General features: G+C 71.9%; 21 protein-coding genes and 1 pseudogene. 7 read left to right on the top strand and 15 right to left on the bottom strand.

Going from position 1 to position 24,514, the window contains the following annotated elements:
• Window positions 1-106: 106 nt before the first annotated feature.
• Together P3T39_RS34930 and P3T39_RS34925 are read right to left on the bottom strand one after the other, a co-directional pair.
• Window positions 107-982, bottom strand: a complete 876-nt coding sequence (locus P3T39_RS34930) for a discoidin domain-containing protein (RefSeq protein ID WP_280703322.1) — start codon at window positions 980-982, stop codon at window positions 107-109.
• Between the two features lie 152 nt (window positions 983-1,134).
• Window positions 1,135-1,383, bottom strand: a complete 249-nt coding sequence (locus P3T39_RS34925; protein ID WP_280703321.1) for a hypothetical protein — start codon at window positions 1,381-1,383, stop codon at window positions 1,135-1,137.
• 208 nt (window positions 1,384-1,591) lie between these two features.
• Here P3T39_RS34925 and P3T39_RS34920 point away from each other — a divergent pair.
• Window positions 1,592-1,729: pseudogene (locus tag P3T39_RS34920) on the top strand (IS630 family transposase); the annotation flags it as partial.
• Between the two features lie 65 nt (window positions 1,730-1,794).
• Here P3T39_RS34920 and P3T39_RS34915 read toward each other — a convergent pair.
• The 7 genes from P3T39_RS34915 to P3T39_RS34885 form a co-directional block, all read right to left on the bottom strand.
• Window positions 1,795-2,310 carry a hypothetical protein gene (locus P3T39_RS34915; RefSeq protein WP_280703320.1) on the bottom strand — a complete coding sequence of 172 codons (516 nt, stop codon included), beginning with the start codon at window positions 2,308-2,310 and terminating at the stop codon, window positions 1,795-1,797.
• 165 nt (window positions 2,311-2,475) lie between these two features.
• The gene (locus P3T39_RS34910) at window positions 2,476-2,823 is read right to left on the bottom strand and encodes a hypothetical protein (protein ID WP_280703319.1); all 348 of its coding nucleotides are present in this window, start codon (window positions 2,821-2,823) and stop codon (window positions 2,476-2,478) included.
• 255 nt (window positions 2,824-3,078) lie between these two features.
• Entirely contained in the window at window positions 3,079-5,079 is a 2,001-nt protein-coding gene (locus P3T39_RS34905; RefSeq protein ID WP_280703318.1) for an NACHT domain-containing protein, read from the bottom strand.
• A 155-nt stretch (window positions 5,080-5,234) separates the two neighbouring features.
• Window positions 5,235-5,702, bottom strand: a complete 468-nt coding sequence (locus P3T39_RS34900) for a hypothetical protein (RefSeq protein ID WP_280703317.1) — start codon at window positions 5,700-5,702, stop codon at window positions 5,235-5,237.
• Window positions 5,699-6,070, bottom strand: coding sequence for a hypothetical protein (locus tag P3T39_RS34895; protein ID WP_280703316.1), 372 nt, complete (start codon window positions 6,068-6,070; stop codon window positions 5,699-5,701). Before P3T39_RS34895 ends, P3T39_RS34900 begins: the two co-directional genes overlap by 4 nt.
• Window positions 6,049-6,255: a hypothetical protein gene (locus P3T39_RS34890; protein ID WP_280703314.1), complete on the bottom strand. Its 207-nt coding sequence runs from the start codon at window positions 6,253-6,255 to the stop codon at window positions 6,049-6,051. Before P3T39_RS34890 ends, P3T39_RS34895 begins: the two co-directional genes overlap by 22 nt.
• 251 nt (window positions 6,256-6,506) lie before the next feature.
• Window positions 6,507-7,043 (bottom strand): hypothetical protein, encoded by a 537-nt coding sequence (locus P3T39_RS34885; RefSeq protein WP_280703311.1) that lies wholly within the window; start codon window positions 7,041-7,043, stop codon window positions 6,507-6,509.
• Window positions 7,044-7,144: 101 nt separating this feature from the next.
• Here P3T39_RS34885 and P3T39_RS34880 point away from each other — a divergent pair, with 101 nt between their 5' ends.
• Window positions 7,145-7,504 carry a hypothetical protein gene (locus P3T39_RS34880; RefSeq protein ID WP_280703310.1) on the top strand — a complete coding sequence of 120 codons (360 nt, stop codon included), beginning with the start codon at window positions 7,145-7,147 and terminating at the stop codon, window positions 7,502-7,504.
• A 245-nt stretch (window positions 7,505-7,749) separates the two neighbouring features.
• Here the strand turns inward: P3T39_RS34880 and P3T39_RS34875 are convergent, their stop codons facing one another.
• From P3T39_RS34875 to P3T39_RS34860, 4 genes are all read right to left on the bottom strand, one after another.
• Window positions 7,750-7,968 (bottom strand): hypothetical protein, encoded by a 219-nt coding sequence (locus tag P3T39_RS34875; RefSeq protein WP_280703308.1) that lies wholly within the window; start codon window positions 7,966-7,968, stop codon window positions 7,750-7,752.
• A gap of 141 nt (window positions 7,969-8,109) precedes the next feature.
• Window positions 8,110-8,835 carry a DUF2625 family protein gene (locus P3T39_RS34870; RefSeq protein WP_280703307.1) on the bottom strand — a complete coding sequence of 242 codons (726 nt, stop codon included), beginning with the start codon at window positions 8,833-8,835 and terminating at the stop codon, window positions 8,110-8,112.
• 472 nt (window positions 8,836-9,307) lie between these two features.
• On the bottom strand, window positions 9,308-9,802 hold the full coding sequence (locus tag P3T39_RS34865; protein ID WP_280703323.1) for a helix-turn-helix domain-containing protein: 495 nt from the start codon (window positions 9,800-9,802) through the stop codon (window positions 9,308-9,310).
• A 162-nt stretch (window positions 9,803-9,964) separates the two neighbouring features.
• Entirely contained in the window at window positions 9,965-12,430 is a 2,466-nt protein-coding gene (locus P3T39_RS34860) for a helix-turn-helix transcriptional regulator (protein ID WP_280703306.1), read from the bottom strand.
• A gap of 232 nt (window positions 12,431-12,662) precedes the next feature.
• Here P3T39_RS34860 and P3T39_RS34855 point away from each other — a divergent pair, with 232 nt between their 5' ends.
• Entirely contained in the window at window positions 12,663-13,502 is an 840-nt protein-coding gene (locus P3T39_RS34855) for a TnsA-like heteromeric transposase endonuclease subunit (RefSeq protein ID WP_280703305.1), read from the top strand.
• 775 nt (window positions 13,503-14,277) lie between these two features.
• Here the strand turns inward: P3T39_RS34855 and P3T39_RS37680 are convergent.
• Complete coding sequence (locus P3T39_RS37680) at window positions 14,278-14,451, bottom strand: hypothetical protein (RefSeq protein ID WP_348534421.1); 174 nt, start codon at window positions 14,449-14,451, stop codon at window positions 14,278-14,280.
• A 329-nt stretch (window positions 14,452-14,780) separates the two neighbouring features.
• Between P3T39_RS37680 and P3T39_RS37675 the strand changes: the two genes are divergently transcribed.
• The 4 genes from P3T39_RS37675 (at window position 14,781) to P3T39_RS34835 (ending at window position 20,926) form a co-directional block, all read left to right on the top strand.
• Window positions 14,781-15,752, top strand: coding sequence for a hypothetical protein (locus P3T39_RS37675; RefSeq protein WP_348534420.1), 972 nt, complete (start codon window positions 14,781-14,783; stop codon window positions 15,750-15,752).
• Window positions 15,749-18,100 (top strand): TniQ family protein, encoded by a 2,352-nt coding sequence (locus tag P3T39_RS34845; RefSeq protein WP_280703304.1) that lies wholly within the window; start codon window positions 15,749-15,751, stop codon window positions 18,098-18,100. The genes P3T39_RS37675 and P3T39_RS34845 overlap by 4 nt, the downstream gene beginning before the upstream one ends.
• An 81-nt stretch (window positions 18,101-18,181) precedes the next feature.
• Window positions 18,182-18,916 (top strand): hypothetical protein, encoded by a 735-nt coding sequence (locus P3T39_RS34840; RefSeq protein WP_280703303.1) that lies wholly within the window; start codon window positions 18,182-18,184, stop codon window positions 18,914-18,916.
• A 558-nt stretch (window positions 18,917-19,474) separates the two neighbouring features.
• On the top strand, window positions 19,475-20,926 hold the full coding sequence (locus tag P3T39_RS34835) for an alpha/beta hydrolase (RefSeq protein WP_280703302.1): 1,452 nt from the start codon (window positions 19,475-19,477) through the stop codon (window positions 20,924-20,926).
• Window positions 20,927-20,989: 63 nt separating this feature from the next.
• Here P3T39_RS34835 and P3T39_RS34830 read toward each other — a convergent pair whose 3' ends face one another.
• Complete coding sequence (locus P3T39_RS34830) at window positions 20,990-24,247, bottom strand: BTAD domain-containing putative transcriptional regulator (protein WP_280703301.1); 3,258 nt, start codon at window positions 24,245-24,247, stop codon at window positions 20,990-20,992.
• Window positions 24,248-24,514: the final 267 nt, after the last annotated feature.

Below are 24,514 nucleotides of genomic sequence, written 5' to 3'. Positions count from 1 at the left end.
TGCCACTCGTCGAGTGACGCCGCGGCCAGAGGAGTCCGCTCGGGCTCTTGGAGCTCGACCTGCCGGATCACCTGTCCATCGGGGTCAAGCTCGAATGGGAAACACGTCAGGAGATCACGTACTGCTGCTTCTCGGAATTCTCAACGGCTCCGATACCGAAGACACCGGCCTGCCATGAGCCGAGGCGCAGCTCCAGCTTCTCCCCGGGGGTGAGCTTTCCGGTCAGGCGGATGGGCAGCTTCTGGGTGCGTCCGTTGGACGTCTCCGTTTCGCTGGATTTCTTCCACGACTCGCTCTCGCCGCCGTACTCCAGCCACACGGTGGAGCGACGCGCGTCACTCGAACTGGACGCCTCCAGCGTGCCGTCGATGGTGTAGCCGCCCGTGCCGTCCCAGCTGAGCTCGCCTTTGAAGTTCAGCCAGACGCTGCCCACGAAGGAGCGGACGGTGCCAAAGCTCAGGGACGTCCGACCGGGCCCGACGTACTTCTTGGGCTCGGGGAGGGGCGGGCCTTCTGCACCGGGCTGCTCGCCGGGCAGGCCGTACACCTCGAACCCGGACAGGAAAGCCCCCCGCTCGCCCCAGGGGCCGGGGCCGTTGTTAGCCGTGAAGACCAGCCGGATACAGCGGACCAAGGCCCCGGGAAGGTCGATGATCGTCTGAGGAGTGAAGTCGTAGCGGGCGGAGGCGAGGATCGTGGTGAACGTCGAGCCGTCCTCACTGCCCTCCACGGTCAGCGTCTGGTTCTGCGCGGGCCAGTTGTCCGGCGTCTTGAGCACGAGCCGGCGCACCGTGCGCTGTGACCCGAGATCCACCTGGATCCACTGCGGGAGCGGGGCCTTGTACGCGGACTCCCACCATGAAGTACCGATTTGGTCGGGACCGTGTCCCTGAGAGGAACTGCTCGCCCACATCTGCCTGCCTGCGGCAAGGTCGGCATCCCCCACCAGGGAGACGATCACATCGTCCTTCTCTAACGCCATGCCATCCTCCTTCGAACACAAAAGCACGAAGGTGTCCATGCCAACACCTCCGCTCGCCGGTAACTATACGTAAGCGGGCCATCCCACGCAGCACGGTGTAGCCGAGCATCCCGGCGGACAGGGATGTCGGCAGCCACGCGACGGCCTTGGAGTCACACGTTCTGCAGGTACGCCCGCTGGACGGTGAGCGCGGCCTCGGCGGGGCTGTCATGCAGCAGAGGCTGCCGGGTGGCGATGTCACCGAGGAAACTGCCCTCGTAGAGGCTGGCCCACTGTTTGACGCCGCCGATGCCGCGCTCCACCCAGCCGACCACGTGACCTTCACCGGTCACCAGCCACACATCCGGATTGGCGGACCAACCGGCCAGCACCCAGTAGTCGCCGAAAAGCGAGCCCTCCAACGGGACGTGGACATCGGCACCGCCCAGGCCGCGCAGCAGCGGATCGCGCAGTACCGAGATGAAATCGCCCGCGTCAGGACCGGGGCCGTCATAGGCGGCCGTATCGGCCGACGTCGCGAGCGCATCGGTGGCGGGGGCAGGAGGAGCTGGCTGTTCGGCGGGTGGGCGGGTTCGCTGCTGGGCGAGGTGGAGGTCGAGCAGTTCGCGCCGCGCACTGCACGCCTACCTTCGCTGGCGCAACGCCAACGCCCGCCACCCCGATGTCCTCACGGCCCAGCGCAAGGAGCGCGCCCGCATCCGAAGCGAGAAAGGCCTCCGCTGGGGCGGCCGACCGGCGGCGGCCTGATCAGTCGCTGAGGTTGAGCGTTGCGCACTCCTCGACGCCGAGACCGGCCAGCACCCTCCGGAGGCTCAGTAGAACCAGCAGTAGAGGTCACCTCCTGTGGTCACGGTGCTCGTTGCGAGCCGTGCGACTCCTTGCATGACGGCTAGAAGGTCGTCGTCGGTCATGTCGTCGCCGTCCAGGCGGCGGAGCCTTTCAGCCCAGCGGGCGGCAAGTTCCTCCAGTTCCTCGGCGCCGGCGCTGGCAAGCGCGCGAGTCAGCCTGGGCGGAAGAGCGAACATACCGCTGCCGTCATTGCTCACAGGCACGATCCAGCGGGCCTGCTGCCAAAAAGTCTGCCCGCGCCGTCGGAGATCCCGCGACAGGCCGACAAAGCAGCGGGTCCGCTGCCAGAAGGTCTGCCCGCGTCCTGGGAGATCCTGCGATAGACCGACAAAGTACGTGTCCCACTCCTCGACCGCGTCGTATGCGTCGAAGTAGTGGCCTCTCACCGAGGCGAACCGGTGCGGGCGCGGGCCGCCCAGGTGCGCGCTGGCGGCGCTGCCATCGGGAGCGAGGAAGAACGCTATGTCGGTGTGACTCACCGCGCCATGATGGCAGCTCCCGGGCCCCGGGGTCGGGCTGTCCTGGCCGTCGCCACGCCGCCGGCGAACCCCGAGTCCCTCGATCCAACCGGCCCGGACCGTCTCACCGCCAACCCGGTGAACGTATGCGGTCAGAGCACTACTAGATGACCAAAGAGACGGACTCTAGCCCGGCCCCAGCCTCTCGCGCACGGCTTGGCGCTCAATCTCCTCGCGCTCCAGGGTCCGCTGGTGGACCACCGGGTCGCGGCGAGCCTCGATGGCCTGACGCACGATGGCCGCCAGGATGTCCGGGGGCAGGGCCTCGGCCTGGGTGGTGGCGGTGCCGGAGAACGAACGGCGGTCGGTGGCCTTGGGCGGGGCGGTGGGCAGGTTGTAGGCGGTGACCTGCTCGGCGGTGACCGCGACCCGCTCGAACTCCACCTCGGCACCGGCGGCCAGGGCAAACGCGATCACGTCCTCGGCAAGCGCATTGAACAGGTGCTCACCGCTCGGGTCGTAGTCACCGACCATTCTCCGGGGCGTCCCGAGTGTGCGGCTGGAATTTCCGCAGATCAGGGGCAGTCTGGAGCACTGCGGCGGATGCAACAGGTGTGGTGCACGGAGCTAGTCCCGTCCTCCGCACGTCACTCGGGAGAGTGAAGATCGAATGCCTGAATTGGCAGAGTTCGACATAGAATCGCACCCCACCCCGACGTCCGCATCGTGAGATTCCGATGCCATCGCCAGTCGGCTATCGATCTTCACGCCTATGTGCGAAGTCTCCGGCTAGTTCCCAGGTCCTGCGAGGTGACGCTGGAGATCGAGGTGGCGGAACTGGTACACCGCCCCCACCTGCCGCAGCACACCTCGCCGCTCGTGAGCATCGGCCAGAAAACTCATAAAACGCCAAGGCACACGCCCCAGTACCACCAACCAAATCCACGCCACCAGAAACTCCACCCACATCGACCGAACGAGCCCGACCACGAGCCCGCCCGCGACGAACGGGAGCCCTATCACGAGCCCCATCTCGATCGCGATCGCGACGAACGCGGGCGCGTCCGCGCTGGGATTGTCGGTGAACGGGATTTGACCCACGGTCCCGACCATGACCCCGAGCGGGAGCCCGTACGCGAGCGCGCCCGCGAGCCCGCCCACGAGCGCAATGACCAAGAAGGCGCGGCGATCCCGAGCCAGCACCGTGCCTGGTCCCACTGCCTTGTCCAGGTCAGGGTGCACCGACCTGAGCCCGCCCTGGAACCAGCCCGCGAGCCCAGCCACGAGCCCGCCCACGCCCCCATACGTGAAAATAGCCGCGCTGCTGTCCAGGAAAAGACCCAGTAAGCCGCCGGCGAGCCCGCCCACGAGACCGCCCACGAGACCGAACCCGACCGACTTCCCACCCCAGCTCCAGCGGAGCCCCGAACTTGGGTTTCTATCTCTTGCGGGCCAGGTGCCCCGTGCCGCCATCACCGCGCACGCAAGCGCGAACGGGAACCAATACACAAGCCCGAACTTGAGCACAACCATGATCCCGACCGTGTAGAGCCCGGTGAAGACGGCCGCGAGACCGCCCATGAGACCGAACACAAGCCCGGCCGTGAGACCCACTGCGAGCGCTGGTACGTATTTGGGGAGGGCTTTGGGAAGTTGCCACCAGGCGAGGTTGGGGGTGCCATCGAGGGTGTATTCGAGGTGGTGGGCGAGGAAGGTGAGGATGTGCTCGGCCTGCCGGGCGGTCCAGCGAGTGGGGTGGTAGGGATGGGAACGGTAGGCGGCGGGGACGAAAGCAGCGAACATGTGGGTGTCGATGTCCTCGCGGGTGGGGAAGCGGGCCTGGTCGAGGAGTTCGTCGGGGTGGGCGAGGCCGGCGAGGTCCTCGTCGGGGTGGGGGTTGTAGATGGTGCGGGCCAGGAACAGTCCGAGCGGGGTGCTCAGCGCCCGGGAGACGGGGGTGCCGGTACCCAGCGAAGCGGTGACCCGGCGCCAGCGGGCCGCGGCCCGGGTGCCGGAGCCGCCGGCGTCGCGCTCCAGGTAGGTTGCCGCTTTCACGGCATCCAGGGGGAGGAGGTGGATGCCTGCGGCTCCGTTCAAGAGCACGGTGGCCCCCGCCGGTGGGGTCAGGGCGCTGCGGTATTCGGCCGTGCGGCTGGAGAGCGCCAGCGGCTGTCGGGTCGGCAGTACCTGGTTGATGGCATGCAGGGCGAGGGCACGCACGGCTTCGGGGAGTTCGTCCAGCCCGTCGAGGACGGGCACGATCAGCCGCCACTCGAGCAGGGCGCGGGCCAGGGTGCCGGGGCTGCGCTGCAGGCGATCGGTCGGAGCGGGTGCGTGCAGGGCAGAGTGGTCCCGGACGAGTTGGTCGGCCATCCAGGTGTACAGATCCTGCCGGGCCGGATCCCATGAGGCCAGGGGGAACAGGACCGGGACCGGGCTACCGGACGGACGGCGTTCCAGCAGGTCGAGCAGGAGGCGGATGAGCAGCATGGTCTTGCCCGCACCGGGCTCGCCAAGGACCACCAGGCGGCGGGTGGGGATACGCTCGAAGACCTCACCGATCTCACCCCCCTGACCGGCCAGCCCTTCCGCGTCGGCAGCCCAAATGGAGCCGCCCGGCGGCTGGCCCGGCCAGTCCTTGGCCAACTCCCTCAACTGCGGCCACGACTCCACCAGATCCGCGTCGGCGGCCACCCATTCGACCGACAGCGGGAAAGGATCGTTGAGGCGCCGTACCTGCGCCTCGGTCTCCCACTGTCGGCGCACCGCCTGTGCGAGGCGGTCGGCCACACCCTCCAGCTTGCCGGGGCGGGGTGCCTGGTTCTCGGCAATGTGCTGGTGGATCTGCCCGATGGTGTGGGCCGCGATCGCATGGTCCGTGGCCTGGACCGAGTGCGAGGGAGCGGGGGTTGAGGCCGAAGGGGCTGTAGTGATGCCGGGCCCGTTCAGCCCTGGGTCGGTCCCGGCTGCGGAGGGTTTCCGACGGTCACGTTTTCCATGTTCCAGGCAGCTGCGGACGCGTGGTCGGCCCGTATCTCCACGTTCCCCCCGATGGCTTGCCCGCTGTCTCCCGCGGATACTCCGCTGCCCGTGCGGGACAGGAACTGCAGCCGCCCGAGCGCGCGGTCCAGGGCCTCGGCGAAGCCCTGATCGTGCTCTGCGGCATCCTCCAGGGCGAGTTGTACCCGCTGCCGAGTACGTCCACTGGGCTCCTCCTGCCCAGCCTCGGCCTCATCGGCCAGCCTCTGCAGCGCGGTGTCCTCGCCCAACTTGCGGCTGACCAGGTCGTGAAGCTCGTCCATCGCGGCATCCAGCGTGCGGTCGACTTCCTCATCCGCCCGACCGGCCACCCGCTTCGCCTTGCGGACTGCCCAGGCGAACAAGTACCCGACCGCGAACTCCATGCCCGTCATCCGCCCCCCTGGAGCAATACTGACAACCAATCAGACCGTACCTCATGCCACCCGCGGTGGCCCAGATCCGCCTTTTCGCCGACTGAGCCGGGCCGGATGTCGGCCATCGTCAGGTCATCGGTGCGCTGCAGGCCCGCCGCACCGCCCGGACGCAGTCCAGCCCGGCCGAGCAGCAGCACGATGAACCGGTCGCGCGCGATGCGGGCTGCCAGGAACAGCCTCACGATCTCCCGGTCCGTCGCCCGCTCGCCCTTCTTGCGCGGCACCTTCACCCGGTGGCGCGGCCGCATCCGATAACCGGTCGCGTCCACGCCGCGGGCCTCGGGCGGCAACTCCCAGTCCTCGGCTACCCCGTAGAGCTGGGACATCGCCTGCGCTGGCCCGGCCTTCGCGGTATGCCGTGCAGCAGGAACTGCCGCACGCCGGGCAGGATGTTCTCGATCCGGGCCGGCTGCCGGGCGCTCTCCGCGCCCGGCCCCGACAGCACCAGACCGCGCCCGGTCGGCTGGGCGACGCCTGTCGCCTCCTTCGAGCCGAACTTCAGCCAGACCATGAACAGCCCGAGGTCGCGACGTGCCCTGCGTACGTACGTGTCGTCAGCTCCGTCTGGTCCCGACCGAACCTCGCGTGCCGCAAGAACGCGTCCGCGCTCGGCACCACCACGACGTCTTCGTCCACCACCGTCCAGTATCGGACGCCGGACGGCAGCCTCACCGGAAAGGCCCGCAAGGGTCTCCTCCGATCTCATCTGCAACATGCCGCAACGATCACGACAGCCCCAGAGATGCGGGGAAGAACCCGGTCTCACCCGATGCGACGCATCGTCACACCACACTCGCGGACGCCCAGGAGAACGACCACGAGTAGAACCGCCTCTCTCGGGTCGGCGGCGACGCGGTCGCGTACGACGTCGGCATAGGACTGGGAGCCGTAGCCGCGCACCACGATCACCGGGATGCCGAGCTCGTCCAGCCAGCCGGTGAACTGGGCTCTGAGGGTGTCCTTCTCCGCCGCGACGTACAGCGCCACTTCCTGGCCGCGGGTGCGGTCCAGGCGGAACCAGCCGGGCACCTGGGCGATCATCTCGGTGGCGTCCGTCCAGGCCGGCGGTTCGTGGATCCGGCGCATCGTGTCGATCAGGTCGGGGAAGCGGTTCTCCCTGCGGGCTTTCGCCAGGTGGGAGGACAGGTGCTTGTAGGACGAGGCAGTGTGCGGGATCACCCCGGCCATCGTGAGCTTGTAGTACGCCTGGTGGAGAGTGACGTCTCCCCCGTAGCCGAGCACGACCTGCTTGGCCCGCTCGACCACCTCCGGCCACCGGATCCGCGCCATGAGGGACATGTACCCAACCAGCTCCGGCCCAGGCAGGGGGCGTCGCCGTCACGGTGGAGTTCCAGACGAAGCAGCCCGGCCGACGAACGGGCGGGGCTACGTTGAGCGCCATGGCCACCAGCACCGACGGGTTCATCCGCCCGCAGATCGCCTCCGAGCTCCACCGCGCCGGGCAGCCGGTCGAGACAACCCGCAAACCCGCCGTGTGGACCCTCGCCCACCGCGGCTACACCGGATCCGGGCGCCTGGACGTCTGGGTCTACCGCACAAAGAAAGCCGCGCTGAAGGCCGGCGCCGAACTGGCCCGCATCTGCTTCGCCGACACCGAGGAACAGCAGGCCGCCCGCGCACTGTTCGACGCGGGCAAGTACCAGCAGGTCCTCGACCTGTATGAGGACACCCACCCCGACACTCACCTGCTGCGCGTCCAGGTCGCCTTCCTCCAGGACAACGACGGCGGCGGCGCCTGACCGCCGGGGCGGTTTGGCTCCAATTGGAGCCAAACCGTTCGAGCGCCGGGCCCGGGGGCTGGCTCGGAACGGGGTGCAACGCAGGGGTGCAACACAGGACCCCAGGCCCTATTTGCGGATATCGTCGCAGGTCAGGGGTGCAACGCTGTCGTTGTGTTGCACCCTTGCGTTGACCGTGTTGCACCTCGCGTTGCAGTGCCGGCCCGGTCGGCCGAGGCTCTGGGCGGGTCGGCGGCGGGGTGCGGTCAGCTCCGGTCGTCCGGGGCGGAGGCGAGGTGGCCGGGGCCGAGCCGACGGCGGGCACCAGGCACTGCGGGCGGCGCGGACGGCGCGTCGTCGGCGGGCGGCTCCAGGAACGGGGCCCGGTCGACGGGGAGCAGCCGGGCCTGGTCGGCGACTTGGACGGGCCTGTCGGTGGCGGGCTCGGAGAAGGGCTGCCACAACGGGCGGCGGTCGGAACTCATGATCAGCAGTGTCGCAGGCCCGTGACCTGCGGTGGGGAGTTTCAGCGGGGCGAAACTCACCAGGTCCCGGGGTGAAACTCACCAGCGGCCGGACCAAGGCGTCGTCCCGCTCACCTAAGTCGGGGGTTCGACCGAGGTGCCTCACGCCTCGCCGAGGAATCCGGGATCGGCCGGCCCCATCTGCCTGGCGAAATCGGCTGCCACCCCGATGACCTCGCGCATCGGCACTGCCCGTCGGCTCGTGGCCGCGAGATCCGCCTGGGCCTCCTTCGACCACAGGAACGGAAACACGGCGATTCCCTGGGACGGCGCCAGGGCGGCGGCCTCCTCCCGCCAACCAGGCCAGCGCAGGCCGTCATAGAACGTCTCCAGGCTGCCTGAGAGCAGCCAGGAGACCCACCCGGAGTGACCCATCTCCATTGCTTCCCACTCAAGCGTGTCGGGAGCGAAGTAGGTCATCTGCCCGGGAGCCCCCGGCCGGCCCACTGCCGAAGGGTCATGGCCGTTCAACGCGAAGACCCCGCCGACGACGTCGTGGCCGACGACAAGACCAGCCGCAGGATGCCATACGGGGTCGAAGGCCGTGGGAAACCTGTTGATCCGCCCCAGGCTCGGCAGAGCCCCATCAGCGGCTGAACCACCGCCGAACACTCGTACCCACCCGCCGTCCAGGAGCAACCCGCCCGTGTTCAGAGCAAGAGCACCAAGCACCGATCGCGCCGTGACCTGCATCTGCAAGAGGCATCGACGTCCCTCAGGCCGGTCGACAGGAAGCGCCTCCGCGGGCACGGTCGTCGCCGCAAGCGCTGCCTGAAGCTCGGGCCACGCCGGATCGTCCACATCGGTCAATTCGTCGATCTCTCGCATCTGTCGATCTCTCGCATCTGAGGATGATCGCACCAACCAGCTCAACGTCGGCAACCAGGACACTCGGGCTGGCCATCCACGGCCCGGGCAGGTGACGAAAAGTCATACCGCGACGGGAGACGAGCTGTCCGCCAGCAAGGACCGCGAACTGTCCGTCCACCCGGATGTCGTACTGTCCGTGGACACGGTCGGGCAGGCAGGTCCGACCCACGGCACCTTGGAGACGCCCGCCGGTGATGGCCCGGAGTGTGCGTCTTGGGTCCGGCGGGCGCCGGGAGCAGCGCAGCCGGGTGCGGTGGCCGGGCCGCTTTGGCTCCCGTGGGAGCCAAAGCGTTCGAGCTGCTCGATTCGCCGGTATTCCTCCAGGTGCCTTTTTGGATTCGCGCGGTGTGGGCGCAAAGAAAAAGTCCCGGCCGCCTTTCTGGCGGTCGGGACTTTCTTTTCCGGCGACACGGGGGCCGCCGGGAGGGGGTCACAGCTCGATGTCCATCCATTCCACGTCGTTGACCTCGGCGTCGAGGCCGCGGGCGCGGGTGCCGTTCTGGCGGAAGTAGTGCTCGCCGAGGGCGTCGGCGAGGATCGCTTCCTGCTCGGCCTGGCTGGCTCCGGCGTCCACGGCTTCGTACAGGCGGCGGGCGACGTCGCCGGGCAGCTTCTGGGTGATGATGCGCGGTCGGGGGTCGTCGGTGGACTTGCCAGCGGCGGTGTAGCCGAAGGTGGCGGACATGTGGAGCATGAAGCCGCTCTTCTCGGCCTGGCGGCGGACCCGGTTCTTCACCTTGGGCTGCCACTTCGTGCGGACCTTGGTCTCGATGGCCTTGGCGGCGGCCGGCTTGGGTGCGGCCTGGCCCTTGAGCCAGCGCTGGACGGTGCGCTGGCTGACGCCGAGCTCCTGGGCGAGCTGCTTGGTGGAGCCCTTGGCGCCCTTGAGCAGGAAGCGCATCCGGGCCTGGACGGACTGCGGGATCGGGCGGGTGCGCTCGGCGCGCTCCAGGCCCTCGCTGATCCCCCATGCTGGTCCTCTCCTTGTCCGGTCGCCGGGTGGCGGCCGCTGGCGGTGGTCGTGGTGTGCGGGGCCAGCCCGGCCGGGTCGGAACTACTCGAGTACCGGCCCGGCCGGGCCGGGGTGCTACTGGTCGTCGGCGACGGCGTTGCCCTTGACGTGGCGTCCGGGGTTCACGCCGTCGGCCATCAGCGCCAGCACCTCGGCGAGGGGCTTGGTGCCCTCGTGCTTGACGTGGCCGGGCGAGACGCCCAGGCGCGGCAGGCCGGTGATCGGCTTGCCGCTCTCGCCGAGAATCGTGGCGGGCTTGCCGTCCGGCCCGTAGGGGAGGACGTCGAGCGGGGAGGGGCCGGCGGCCGGGTAGACGACGCAGTCGGTCGCCACCGCGAGCGGGTAGCGGCCGGTGGCGGCGGCCAGGTTGCGCATCTTGCGGTGCATGTTGATGCGGCTGGCGGAGATGACGGCCGCGCGGATGTCGGGACGCCAGGTCGGCCGGTCCAGCGCCGACCAGCGCTCGCCCATCTTGTAGCCCATCCCCCGCGGCTTCTCGCGCAGCTTGCCGATGCCAGCCTTCGCCGTCGACTTCACCGCGTGCAGCACCGCCAGCTCGCCCGGGTCACCCTGCTTGAGGCGGGCCATCGCGTCCAGGAACTGGTGGACGTCGCCGTCGGCCAACTCCGCGGTGACGCCGAGGTTCGCCATGGTGTCCATGTACGCACCGCGCAGCCGGTTGTGCCACGGGTCCAAGTACGGGCCGCTCTCGTGGCGCAGCCAGCCCTCCAGCGGCCGCACGTCGTGCCCGAGCTCCGCCGCGTAGGCGACGGTCGGGGTGGCGTACCAGCCGGGGCCGGTGGGGCGCTCGCCGGTCGGCGTGAACGGGGACGGCAGGCGCGGGTCCAGGTCGAGGCCGGACAGGTCGACCAGCCACGCGCCGGGGATGCGCTTGTCGAAGGCGGGGTTGAGTTCGTGGACGGGCTTGGACAGGCCGACGACCAGGCGGCCGGCGGCGGCGAGGAACGCGGTGTTCGTGTCCAGGCCCACCGCCCAGGCGAGGATCCGCTCGGCGTCGTCGAGCAGGTCGAGCGGGCGCGTCCAGTCCCAGGACTCCTCGGCCATCACGTGCTCCGGCCCCTCGCCCCGGCCGGCCGCGAGCGGGTGGAGGTCCGGGACCTCGCACGGCGCCGGGTCGACCGCCTCGTGCAGGGACCCGTCCACCAGGGCGGAGGCCCAGCCGGACTCGGTTCGCACCGGCTTGGTGGGCGGGCGCAGCGCGGTCATCAGCTCCAGGCCGCAGACCGGGGCGCCGCCGCACGGGGCGATCACGCGCTTGGCGTAGGTGCCGAGCAGGACGGCCAGCGCCTGCGGGTCGGCGAACAGGGTCTCGGGGATGTCCAAGTGGTCCTTGGCGGAGAGGGCGCCCCAGGCGGGGATGCACAGCTGCACGCACACGCGCTTGCCGCCCTCGGGGGTGCGGTAGATCCTGGCCCACTTGCCCAGGCCGCGCTGGGTGAGCTGCCAGCCGGCCTTCTCGACCTGCTTCACGGCCTTGTGGGTCTTGGGCAGGCGGCCCAGGCGCGGCACGAACTGCGTCTTCTCGTCGGTACCGAGCGCCGGCAGGCCGAACTCGGCCAGGGCGGCGTCGGTGAGCACCACCAGCGGGTCGGAGTCCATGCCGAACCGGTGCAGGCGCGGCGAGCCGAGCCGGGTCTCCAGCGCCCACTCCACAATGTCGACCAGCATGCGCCCGGCCGGGGCGGTGGCGGCCACCGTGCCGTCGGCGAGGTAGGCCACCAGCGCCTTCCCGTCCGGGGCGACGTCGAGCACCGCCAGCGGACCGGCCGGGAACTTCGCGGCGGCGGCCAGCTGCCAGTCCGGCACGCTCTCGGCGGCGGCCGCGGGCTTCTTCGCCGGAGCCTTGCGCGCCCTCGAGGACGCGGCCGGCCGCGACGACGACGCCCGGCGCGGCGCGGCCACCGGACCGCCAGCCGAAGCGGCGGCCTGGCGGGGTGCTGCGGCCGGCGCCGCCGGGGAAGCGGCGGGAGCGGGCTGCGCGGCCGGCTGGACGGCCGGGACGGCGGACGAGGGGCCGCCCGTAGCGGCGGGCGCCGCGACCGGGGAGGCGGGGCGGCAGAACCCGCCCAGGTGCATCGGCATCCCCTGCGCCCGGTAGACCGAGGGCTGGCCGCACTGCACACACGGCGCGGGCGCGGCCATCAGCAGCGAGCCGTCCGGGTTCTGGTCCAGCATCACCATCTGCACCGCCGGGGCCGACTGCTCGGGCAGCGGGGCGGCGGCGAACGCCTCCGGCACGACCGGATCCGGCACCGGGGCGGGCACCGTCTGGGGCGCGGGGAACCGCTCGGCCAGGCCGCGCAGCAGCCTCGCGTACTCGCCGCGCTGCGGCGGCCGCGGCTCGGACCGCCCCGTCTCCCAGGCCCAGATCGTCTCATCGCGCACCCTGACGGCCTGGGCCATCTTCGCGCGGGTCAGCTTCGCGGCCCGGCGCAGCCGCTTGCGCTCCGCCGGCGGCGGCAGCTCCTCCTCGTCGACCTCCGCGAGCAGCGCGGCGATCGGGTCCATCCCCTCGGTCATCTCGTACCTCCTGCCGAGCATCGTAGTGCACTTTCTAATGTTGGATCTAATGCTTTGCTAACCCTCAAGCGTGTTTCTGGAGCCGCCGGATCTGTGATGGAGCGTTCTAGGTTGCGAGTGGAGCAAGCTACCTTGCGAGTACACCCGTGCGGAGTGATCAGATCACAGTGAGTTACGAACAACTTCGGTGATCTGGTACGGCGGACCGAGGGCCGGTGCTGTCCTGGTTGGCATGGGCGACCCGGTGACGCCGAAGGCGTCGATCCGATCCGATGCGTGCGGCCTGCTGGAGCTGGCCTGTACGTACGACGACTCGCCGTCCCGGGGCTGGCTGCGGCTCGGGGACGGCTGGACGCGGCGGTGGAGCGGGACGTGGCTGGTGGGCGAGGGGCATGTGACTTGGCCCGTACGGGACATGGCCGGGGTGCCGGTGCTGTCGTCGCAGCCGGTGCGAGGCTTCACCTGGCGGGCCCGGCAGGGGCACCGTCCGGGCCTGCAGTACATGGTGTCCACGGGCCGTCACCACGGGTTCGAGTCGTTGGAGGAACAGCGGCTGCTGGTCGTGCTGGACTTCCTGCGGGTGGCCGAGGTGCTGCCGCAGCCCTTCACGTTGGACCTCGAGCACGTCCACGGCCGGGCCCGGCACACGCCGGACTTCCTGGCGGTGCTGCCGAACGGCGATCGGTGGCTGTTCGACGTCCGCCCGCAGGGCCTGGTCAAGGACGCGGACGCGGTGAAGTTCGCGGCCGCCCGGGAGGCCGCCGAGGCCTGCGGCTGGGCCTACACGGTGGTGACCGGCTGGCGCCGGCACGTGTGGAGCGTGCTGGACCACCTGTCCTCGCAGCGCCGCCCGTTGACGGACCGGCTCGGACTCGAGCCGCAGCTGCAGGCCGCGGTCCGGGGCGGACCTCGGCCGTTCGGCGAGGTCGTCGAGTCGACCACCCTGCCGGTGGTGGCCCGCGCTCACGCCACCCACCTGCTCTGGCACCGCCGGCTCGGGGTCGACCTGGGCGCTCCACTGGGCGACGGCTCGCTGCTCTGGCCGAGCGGCGAGCCCGCGGAGGTGCGGTGATGGCGGGCGGGCGGGGCCACCTGGAACTGGCGGCCGGCAGCCGGCTCCTGCTCAACGGGGTGCCGTGGACCGTCGAGTCGGCCGAGCCGCAGTTCGGGCGCCTGGTCCTGGTCGACGGCGAAGGCCGGGCCGAGCACCGCTCGATCCGCTGGCTGGTCCACCACCCGGACCTGCGGCCGGCCGGGAAGCCGGCCGACGTCGGCGGCCCGGCGCGGGCCGTTCAGCCGCTGTCGGTGGCCGACCTGACCGAGGACCAGCTCGCCCGGGCCCGGATCCGGGCCGAGCACGTGCTGGAGGCGGCGACCGGGTTCCGCGACGGCCACCGCGCCCGCGCCCGGCCGGGCGAGCCGCGGCCCGCCTACGACCCGGACACCACCACGCTCACCGAGCGCCGGGCGGCGAAGGTCGCCGAACTGGCCGCCATGGCGCCGGACGAGGCCGCGCGGCTGGGACTGCAAGGCCTGGGCCTGCGCACCCTGCAGGGGCTGACGGCGCTAGCGGACGGCGGGAGTCTGCTGCTGGCCTGCGCGGACGGCCGGTGGACACGCCGCCAGGGCGGGCACCCGAAGGTCACCGAGGAGGTCCGGGAGGCCATCTTCGCGGTGAGGGAGGAGTGCAAGGACCGGGCCCGGATCAGCATGCGGGCCAAGCACCGGCTGCTGCACCAGTACATGGCGGAGAAGTTCGAGGACTTCCCCACCGAACGGATCCCGTCCCGCTTCACCCTGGCCCGGGTCTGGGCGGAGTGGTTCGGCCCCGGGGGCGGCCGGACCCGCTATCTGCGCTCGGCCGAGGCCGCGGCCCAGGTCGGCGTCGGCACCCGGCTGGTGGTCCACCGCCCGGGCCAGGTCCTGGCGCTGGACTCCACGCCGCTGCCGGTCATGCTGCGCGAGACGGTCTTCGGCGAGGCCGTGGGGGCGACGCTGACCCTGGGCCTGGATATGTTCACGCACTCGCTGCCGGCGTTCCGCCTCACCCTGGGATCGGACACCTCGATCGACGTCGCGATGCTGCTGCGGGACGTGATGCTGCCCCTGCCGATGCGCGAGGGCTGGGGGGCGGAGATGGAGTGGCCCTACCCCGGCGTCCCGGCCGAGCTGATCGCCGAGTTCGCCGGCCACAAGGTCGCGGCCCTGCCCTTCTTCTCCCCCGAGACCGTGACCACCGATCACGGCAGCCCGTACAAGAATCACGCCCTGGTCGAAGCGGAACGGGAGCTGGGCTGCACCATCCTGCCCGCCCGCACGCTGCGGGCCAGCGACAAGTTCGCCGTCGAACGTGCCTTCGGCGGCATCAAGGTTCGAGCACCTGCTGGGAATCACCGGCACCGACGTCGCCGACCGCGGCGCCGACCCGGAGCGCGACGCGGTGCTGACGCTGGCCCAGATGGAGAACCTGATCGCCGGCTGGATCGTGAAAATCTGGCAGAACCGGATCCTGGGCGAGTACGCGCCCTGCTGGGGCCCCGGGGAGGGCCACAGCCCCAACTCCCTGTTCGCCGCGGCGATGCAGCAGGGCGGATGGTCGCTGCAGATCCCCGAGCCGCAGTCCTACTACAAGGTCCTGCGCAAGCACCACGTCAAGATCCACCCGCGCCGAGGGGTCCAGATCCTCGGGCTCTACTACCGCTCCGAGGTCCTGGACGACCCCCGCTACCTGCTGCCGTCCGATCGCGACGGCAAGCACGCCGGCAAGTGGGTGGTCCACAGCGACCGGCGCGACCGGCGCCAGGTCTTCTTCCAGGACCCCGTCGACCACGACACCTGGCACACCCTCAGGTGGACCGGGCTGCCGCCCGAGGGCGAGGTCCCGGCCTTCTCCGACAAGAGCGCGGAGGCACTGCTGGCCGAGGTCCGGGCCCGCAAGCTCGCCCCGCGCTCGGACGAGGAACTGCTGCCGGTGCTGGTCGAACTCCTCGGCGCGACCACACCGGTCGACCAGTGGCCGACCCAGCAGGCCAACCGGGAGCGCAAGCGCGACCGGACGGCCCGCTCGCGCGAGAGCGAACGCGCCGGCCAGGCCGCGGCCGACCGCGCCAGGGCCACCGAGCCGTCCCCGCCGCCGGGCGGGCAGGCCTCCGAGGCCGCCCGGGCCGTCGACTCCTCGCGGCGCCGGCGCCGCGAGGCCGCCGCGAGACGCGAACCGGTCGCACCACCGCTGCTGCACGACTCCCTGCGCCGCCCGGGCCTGTTCCTGCTGCCGCCGGTGACGGACCTGCCGGAGGACCGCCCCTCGAAGGAGAGCATGTGAGCGAGGACCCGCTGGCCGGCGTCCCGACCCGGGCCAAGATCGCGGAGCTGGTCCTGCGTCCCCGCCCGCACCGCGACACCTTCGAGGGCTGGCAGCACTACCGGGCCACCCGCGGCCTGCTCGTCCCGCCGCCCCGGATCACCGCCGCCCAGTGGGGACGGCTGGAGCCCGGACGGCGCGCGGACCTGGACCTGTTCCGGCGGCTGACGAACGTGAACCTGCCGCTGCAGCAGACGCCGATGTCGGCGAAGGTCGCCCAGGTGATCAACCGGCGCCTGAACGGCAACGCCCTCAACCAGGGTTCCCCGACGTTGCCCGGGATCATGGTCAGCGGTCCGGGCAACCACGGGAAGACTGCCACGGTCAGCTCGGTCTGCGCGGCGTTCGAGGACATGTGGCTGGACCTGCACCAGCACCTCAACCCGGCCAGTGTCGAGGGCACCTTGGACCTGCACGCGCCGATCGCGTTCGTCCAGATCCCGGTCACCGCGACGCCCAAGAGCCTCTGCGAGTCGATCCTGAACTTCTTCAGCACCGAGCGGCGGAAGATGACGCTGCCGCAGCTGATCCGGCAGGTCGCCGACTCGCTGCGGGACCACGGCGTCCGCGCCCTGGTGCTCGACGACATCAACCGGCTCCGCATGCACCGGGCCGACGACCAGGACGTGCTGGACCTGGTCCGCGCGCTCATGGGCTTCCAGGTCACCCTCATCCTGACCGGGGTCAACATCCCGGGCCTGGGCCTGCTGCGCGAGGCCAGGCGGGACGCGAGGACGCGCCAGTGGGTGCTGCCGCCGCTGGAGAGCGCCCGCGTCCACGGCCTGGAGGTCACCCAGACCGAACGCCGCTTCGAGATGGTCGAGCTCGACCACTTCCGCTACGACACGCCCCAGGCGATCCAGGACTTCACCGACCACCTGCAGGGCATCGAGGACCACCTGCGGCTGCTGAAGGCGAAGAAGGGCATGCTCACCTCGGGGCACATGCCTGAGTACCTGATGCGCCGCTCGGGCGGCGTCGTCGGGATCCTCGGCCGGCTGATCGCCGACGGCGCCCAGGAGGCCATGGACAGCGGCAGGGAGAGGCTGGACGAAGCCCTCCTGGACGGGATCGTCATCGGCCGCGAGGAACCCGCGGAACCGGCGGCCGCCCACGACCAGGCCGCCGAACCGGTGCCGGCGAAGCCACGGGCGGGCCGGCACGCGGCCGCAACACGGTCTTCGACGACCACGGCCCCAGGGCCGCCCCCGCGGCGGGCTGACCCGGTGGACGCCGTCCGGCCGCTGCCCCGCAGCCTGGTCCCGCTGCCGCAGGAGAGCCTCGCCGGTTTCTTCCTGCGGCTGAGCCACCGGCTGGACGTCGCCCCCGGCGACTTGTTCTTCCGGACGGGGCTGAGCCCGCGCGAGGGCTATCCCGTCACCTCGGCCAGGCACCTGCTGTCGCTCGAACCGCTCCCGTTGGCGAGGTTGGCGCGCGTCGCCAAGCTCAGCGAGGACCAGGTCGAGCGGCTGACCCTCCGTCCCCTCCTCGAGCGCTACCTGCCGCTCGCGGGCGCTCCGGTCCGCGCCGGCCAGGAACGAACGCGCTGGGTCTTCCCGCAGTGGGTCCTGGCCGGCCCCACCAACTGCTGCCCCTCCTGCCTCACCGGCGACTCCTCCCAGATCCAGCGCCGGCACGGCGGCGCCTGGAGCCTGCTCTGGCACCTGCCGGTCGTCTTCGCCTGTCCGCGGCACCAGGTCTTCCTGCGCGAGACCTGTCCGGGCTGCCGGCAGCCGATCCACGGCGGCTTCCCCGACGGCCCCCGCCAGCTGGTCCCCGCCGCCGCCAGCAGCGGGCTGCATCCCGCCCAGTGCCGCAACAACCCGGGCCGCCACCGGCGCGAGCTCTGCGGCCTCCGCCTGGACCACCACGGCCACTACCCGGCGCAACCCGCGCTCACCGCCGAGACCGCCGACCTGCAGAACAGGCTGCTGGCCCTGCTGGACCCGGCCGCGGCCCCCTCGGACGCCGTCAGCACGTTCTCCGACCTGCGGGCGGTCGCCGCCGTCGTGCTCGCCGCCTGGCCGAACAGCACCGAGCCGGACATGCCGCCCGGGCTGGAGTCGGCCCTGGACGACTTCCTCGTCACGCGGGAACAGCTCATGACCCCCGAGGAGCGGGCCAGGGGCTACAGCAACCGGGCGGCGTTCTCCTTCGGCGCCGCGCCCACCCCGCCGCCGGCCACCGCCGCCCTCCTCCACCTCGCCGACCGCTGCCTCCAACTGGAGCCCGGCGCCTTCCGGGAGCGGCTGGCCGACCTGCTGGCGCACATCCCGGACCGCCGACACCCGCGCTGGGGCAAGACCTAGAAGAACCAGCTGGCGACCTGCTCGACGACGGTCAGGACCGAGGCCACGCGCGCTCTCAACCGGCGCCTCCCGCAGACGTCCTTGCCCGATCTGCTGAACAGCAGGTCGCTGCTGCCCCTCGGCCGACGGGACTACCGGGCCGAGAACATCCCCCAGGAGATCCCCGCGGCCTGGCTCGACGTCCTCCTCGGCCGCGACCGCGCCGCCTATGCGCAAATCCTCCGGTCGCTACGGCGGCTGACCGCCATCCAGCTCGTCCAAGCCGCCGAGACCAGCACGACGCGCGAGGCCGCCCGCTTCCTCGGCATACCCTCGGCCTGGCTCACCGACCCGGCCAAGCGGATCCTGCCCTTCGGCCGCCTCCCCCAGCTCCGAGGCCAAGACCTCACCCAGGCGCTCGAACGCCTCGCCCAGCACGTCGAGAACGACCCCCACCCGATCGACTACCACGAACGCCGAAGGCGCCTCGCGACCTGGCACCTCCAAGCCGCCGACTGGGAAACCATCAAGGAGGAATCCGGCTTCGTCCCCAGGCGGCCCGGGAAATACCCCGTCACGGACGAGCTCCTGCGCGACTGCGCGTCCGCGGTCGTCTGGGCCCAGGCCACCGGCAGCGAATGGCGCCTGGCACCCGCCATGCGGCCCCCGCTCTCCCCCCTCGGCCGCCCCGATCCCATCGGACCGGAACACCGCGTGATCAAAGCCCTGACCACCCACGCGCCCACGCAGAGATACCGACAACTCATCAAGGCACTGGCGGCACACGCCGACACCCTCACCCAAACACCGGAGAGCCCCGAACTTCACGCGCGGTGACGGCCCCTGCCCGCGCTCTCAAACCAGCGTGCTCCATCACAGCACCGCAGTTTGCGAGTAGTACACGGTCTCCTCCGACAGGCGAACGTGACCGTTTACCAGGCGGTAGAGGTTGCCGCGTTGGTGTCCGACGATGCCACTGACCCGGAAGGCAAGGCGATGGCACAGCAGGGGCACCACGCCAAGGGGCTTCGTACCCTCAGTGTGCCCTCTCGCAATTGCAAGTGCCCACTGTCCCGTTGCCGGACGGCTGCCTGACCCCCTGCCAGCGGGATGACAGCGGTCTGCCACCGAGGTGCGGAACCGTCTGACATGTCGGGCGGTACACCGCGACCGAGGAGCGCGGACGACCGCCCGGCCCGTTGACGAAAGGGCTCTCGCGTGACTCGTACCTCCCCTCCCACTGGCCCGGTCGCAGGACGGCGCCGGCCCAGGGCCTTCCGCACCACAAACCGACGGGAGGTAGGCTCCTGGCGGCTCGTCGCCAGTGCCGCCGCGACCGCGCTGCTGGCCGCGGTGTGCCCGGCAACTGCGGTGGCTGCGCCGGACACCGTCCCGGTGCCGCGACTCGCCTGGGCGGCGTGCGCGGACGGCTTCGAGTGCGCGACGGCCCGCGTCCCGCTGGATCACCACGACCCGCACGGCGCCGGGATAGACCTCGCCGTCATCCGGCACCCGGCGCAGGACCGGGCCCACCGGATCGGCTCACTGTTCTACAACCCCGGCGGCCCGGCCGCGGCCGGCACCACGGCCCTGCCCATGATGCTCGGGCAGTTCCCCGAAGAGGTGCGCCGGCGCTTCGACATCGTCAGCTTCGACCCGCGCGGCACCGGTGGCAGCGCTCCCGTCCAATGCTTCGACGACCCGGCGGACGAGCAGGCCCTGCTGGCGGGCACGGCCGCCGGCTACCCCGAGGGCGCGGACCAGCAGCACGCCTGGGCCGACGCCTACCAGCGCCTGGCCCGGCAGTGCGCGGCCCGCAACCCCGATCTGCTGGCGCACATCTCCACCGCGAACGTGGCCCGGGACATGGACCTGCTCCGCCGGGCGGTCGGCGACCGGCAGCTCAGCTACCTGGGCACCTCGTACGGCAGCTACCTCGGCGCCACCTACGCCAACCTGTTTCCCGGCCGGGTCCGCGCGATGGTCCTCGACAGTGCCCCGGACCCGGTCGCCTGGTCGACCGGCCGCGGAGACCAGGCCGCCACCACGGGTGCCCTGCTGCGCAACGGCAGCGACGTGGCCACCGCCCGCGTCCTGGACGCCTTCCTCGACCAGTGCGGCCAGGCCGGCCCCCAGACCTGCGCCTTCTCCGCCGGAACGGCCGCCGCGACCCGGGCCAGGTACGGCGAGCTGCTGCAGCGGCTGCGCACCCGGCCGGTCGCGTTCAATGGGGGGACCTTCACCGCCGACTCGGCCGTGGAGGCGACGATCATCGCGCTGTACGCCACCAATCCCGTCGCGAAGCTGCCCATCGGCTGGACCGGGCTCGGCGCCACGCTCCAGGGGCTCTGGACCGCCACCGATGCGTCCGCCACGCAGACCGCACCGCTGCCGCCCGTCCTGCGCCAGTCTCCGGACCAGGCGCTCGCGGTGGTCTGCTCGGACAGCGCCAACCCGCACGCCGCCGCCGACTGGCCCGCCTTGGCCGAGCACGCCCGAACCCGCTCCGGCGAGACCGGCCCGTACTTCGCCTGGGCCGACGAGCGCTGCGCCGACTGGCCCGCCCGCGACCGCGACCGCTACGACGGCCCGTGGGACCGCCGCACCTCCGCGCCGATCCTCGTCGTAGCCAACACCGGCGACCCGGCCATGCCGTATGAAGGCTCCCGCGCGATGGCCCGCTCGCTCGCCCGCGCGCGGCTGCTGACCGTCGACGGCTACGGCCACACCGTGCTGGCCAACCCCAGCGACTGCGCCGCCGAGCACGAGACCCGCTACCTGACCGACGGCGTCCTGCCCGCCCCCGGTACGGTCTGCGCCCCCACCAAGCCGCCGTTCAGCGGCTGATCGCACGATCAGCCCGGCCGCGCCACCCACCCCGGGGCGCGGCCGATGTGCTCCTGGGGTCGGTCAGCCCGCCTCCAGGGCCAGCGACTCCGGTCGCGACAGCGCCCGGCCGCGCTCCCAGGCGGCCCGGAAGCCGGCCTCCCCGAGGGCCTGCGCGCAGCCGTCCAGGACGGCCCGCAGCTCCGGATCGCCCGCGTCGTGGGCCCCGCGCAGGCCGTACGCGGCGCCCAGTGCCGCCGCACCGCGTGCCGCCTCCCCGAGGTCGAGGCAGTACTCGGCGTACCCCTCCAGCACGTCCGCCCGCACCGGCTGGTCGCCGCTCCCGGCGGCCAGTTCCAGGGCCCGGCGGTGCAGCGGCCCGGCCGCCTCCAGGGCGCCGCGCCGCTGCTGGGTGCGGGCCAGGCTGGTGTGCAGCAGGGCGAGCAGGTGCAGTCGCGCGGGGGCGCCGGGGCCGGTCGCCGGCAGCTGCTCCAGGCGCCGCAACACTTCATGCTGGCCGTGCATCGCCGCCTCCAAGTCCCTCTCGCGCCGGGCGAGTTCGCCGAGCGCGTAGCGGGCGGCGGCCTGCAGGTGCAGGTCCCGGGCACGTTCGGCTCCGGCCAGCGCGCGCTCCAGGTCGGCCCGGGCCGCGGCCGGTTCGCCGCAGCGCGCCCGCAGCCGGCCCGCCAGCAACAGTGCCAACGGCGCCTCCCCGGGACCGCCCATCTCGGCGTCCCGTTCACCGGCCTCCGTCAGCGCCGCGAGGGCCTCGTCGGCCGCGCCGGTGACGGACAGCAGCGCGGCGAGCGTGACCAGCGCCATGGCCAGCCCCCAGCGGTCGCCCAGGGCGCGGAAGCCGTCCACCGCGGTCCGCAGGCAGTGCTCGGCGTGCCCGATCCGGCCCGCGCCCAACTCGATCCGGCCGAGCACCAAGCGGGCGGCGGCCCGCATCCACCGATCGGGGTGCTCGGCGTACCGCTTAGCCGTCGCGCCCACTGCTTCCGCCGGCCCCGCCATGGCGAGCAGCAGCGCGGCGGCCAGGGCGACCGGGTGGTCGGCCTGCTCTGCCGTGACCAGCGCCGTGCCCATCGCCTCCGGCGGGATCGGGGCCTCGCCGCTCTCCAGGAGCGGGGCGGTGAGATGGGCCAGGATCACGCACGTGGCGTGTGCCTGCTCCAGACCGGGCGGCGGCGTACAGCCGTGGGCGGCGAGAACGGCCGCCGTCCGCTCACCGGCCTCACGGCCCTGACCGCGCATCAACCAGGGCCAGGCCCGGGCGGCCGCCAGCCTCAGCGCGTGCTCCGGCGGACCGACGGCGACCGCCCGGCCCAGTGCCGCGTCCAGGTTGCCCTGCTCCGCGTCCAGCCGGGCCAGCCGGCCGATCTGGCCATCCGTCCGCAGCCGGGGCTCGGCGTTCTCGGCGAGCTCGACGAAACAGCGCAGGTGGGCGGCGCCGATCCGGTCGTCCTCGCCGGCCTCGACGAGCCGTACCGCGGCGTAGGCGCGAACCGTCTCCAGCAGCCGGTAGCGCACCGTCCCGGTCTCCCGGCCGGCGGCCACCACCAGGGACTTGTCGACCAGGGACGCCAGCAGGTCCTCCACGGCCGTCGGGTCGGGCGCCGGCCCGCTCGGCCAAAGCTCGGCGCAGACCAGGTGCGCGTCGGGGAGGGTCGCTCCGCCGGCGAACACGGAGAGCCGTCGCAGCAGAACGCGTTCGTCCTCGTCGAGCAGCTCCCAGCTCCAGTCGATGACGGCGCGCAGGGTGCGGTGCCGGTCGGGAGCGGTGCGTGAGCCGCGGTCCAGCAGCCGGAGCCGGTCGTGCAGTCGCGCCGCGACCTGTCCGGGGCTCAGGGCCCGCAGCCGGGCCGCCGCCAGTTCGAGGGCCAGCGGCAGGCCGTCCAGCTCGCGGCAGATCCGGACGACCGGCTCGACGGTGTCGTGGTCCAGTGTGAAGCCGGGGCAGGCTGCGGCAGCCCGTTCCGTGAAGAGGGCGACGGCCGGGTGCGCGAGCGCTTCCCGGGCGGTGGAGCCGGTCTCCGGCACGGCGAGCGGTTTCACTGGCCAGAGCGCCTCGCCGGTGATTCCGAGCGGTTCGCGGCTGGTTGCCAGCACGGTGAGCCGGGGCGCGGCGGCCAGCAGGGCTTGGGTCAACCGGGCCGCATCCTCGATCAGGTGCTCGCAGTTGTCCAGGACGAGCAGGACCTCACGGCCTTCCAGGGCCCGGATGATCCGGTCGACGGGATCCCCGGCCTGATCGCCGGCAGGCAGGCCGCCGGCCAGCACGCCGGCCTCCCCCGGACGGCAGAGCGCGATCAGCACGGCACGGGTCACCGCGTCCGGCCCGTCGACGCCCGCGAGTTCGGCCAGCCGTACGTCCGTCGCAGGCGGGGCGGCCCTCGCGGCCGCAATCGCCAGCCGGGTCTTTCCGACACCGCCCGGCCCGGTCAGCGTCACCAGACGGAAGCGGTGCAGGCGCTCTTGAACCGCTGCCAGCGCCTCATCGCGGCCGACCAGAGCGGTGAGCCAAAGGGGCAGTGCCGCCCGCCCGGCCGGATTGCCGGCGGGAGCCGGGGCCGGCCTGGACGCCGGCGACTTCGCGCCGGACAGCACCTGCAGGTGGGCGTCCCGCAGTTCGGCCGACGGGTCTGCACCCAGTTCCTCGGCCAGTGCCCGCCGGGTACGTTCGAACACCTCCAGCGCCGCCGCCTGCTGCCCGTTAGCGTGGAGCGCGCGCATCAGCCTGACGGCGGCTCGTTCGCGCAGTGGGTGGGTGACGCAGAGTCCGGTGAGCTCGGCGACCAGCTGCGGCAGCGCTTCGGTGCTGCCGAGGGCGAGCAGGGCGTCTGCCCGGTCCTCGACCGCCGCCAGCCGCAGTTCCGTCAGCCGGGCCGCCGGCGCGGAGGTGAACCCGGCGCTCGCGGCGTCCGTGAACGGTGCCCCGCGCCAGAGTTCCAGTGCCCCGTCCAGCAGCGCGACCGCCTCGGTGGACCGGCCCGCCGTCAGCGCCGCCCGCCCCGCGGCCACCCGCTGTTCGAAGTCCCACGCGTCCACGCTCGACCGGGGCAGATCCAGCAGATACCCGGCGGGGTGCGAACCGACCGCCGTCCGGTCACCCCCCAGCGCCCGGCGGAGCCGGGAAACCAGGGACTGCAGGGCACCGGCTGGCTCCTCCGGCGGCGTGTCCGCCCACAGGTCGTCCACCAGACGCTCACGGGTGACCACGCGCCCAGGGTCGAGAGCCAGCCGGACCAGCAGCAGCCGAAGCCGCGCCCCGCCGACCTCGAAGGCCGCCCCGTCCCCACCCCGCACGACCTGAAGCGGCCCCAGAATGTTGATCCGCACCCCGCCCCCTTGCCCCGCATCAGCCAGCATCCAAGATCATTATCCCGATGCCCTACAAGGCCCGAGCGGCAGGGTGCGATCCGACGCGAGATTTCACGGCCGCACTGCGCAGTGGTAAGGCGGCGCTGAGCATGGGGCACTCGAACAATGAAGTTCCCCCAAGGCCGGGAAGTTAGGGCTCGCAGAGCATTAACTCGCAGTCTTGATCTCCGATGGGCGGGTCATTCCTGCCGTGCTCGCGAGGCTGTAGAGGTCGTCAAGGGTGAC

This window comes from Kitasatospora sp. GP82 (assembly GCF_029892105.1).
Classification (GTDB): Bacteria; Actinomycetota; Actinomycetes; order Streptomycetales; family Streptomycetaceae; genus Kitasatospora.
The sequence above is the reverse complement of the archived record's forward strand: the minus strand, read 5'-3'. Positions and strand labels throughout refer to the sequence as shown.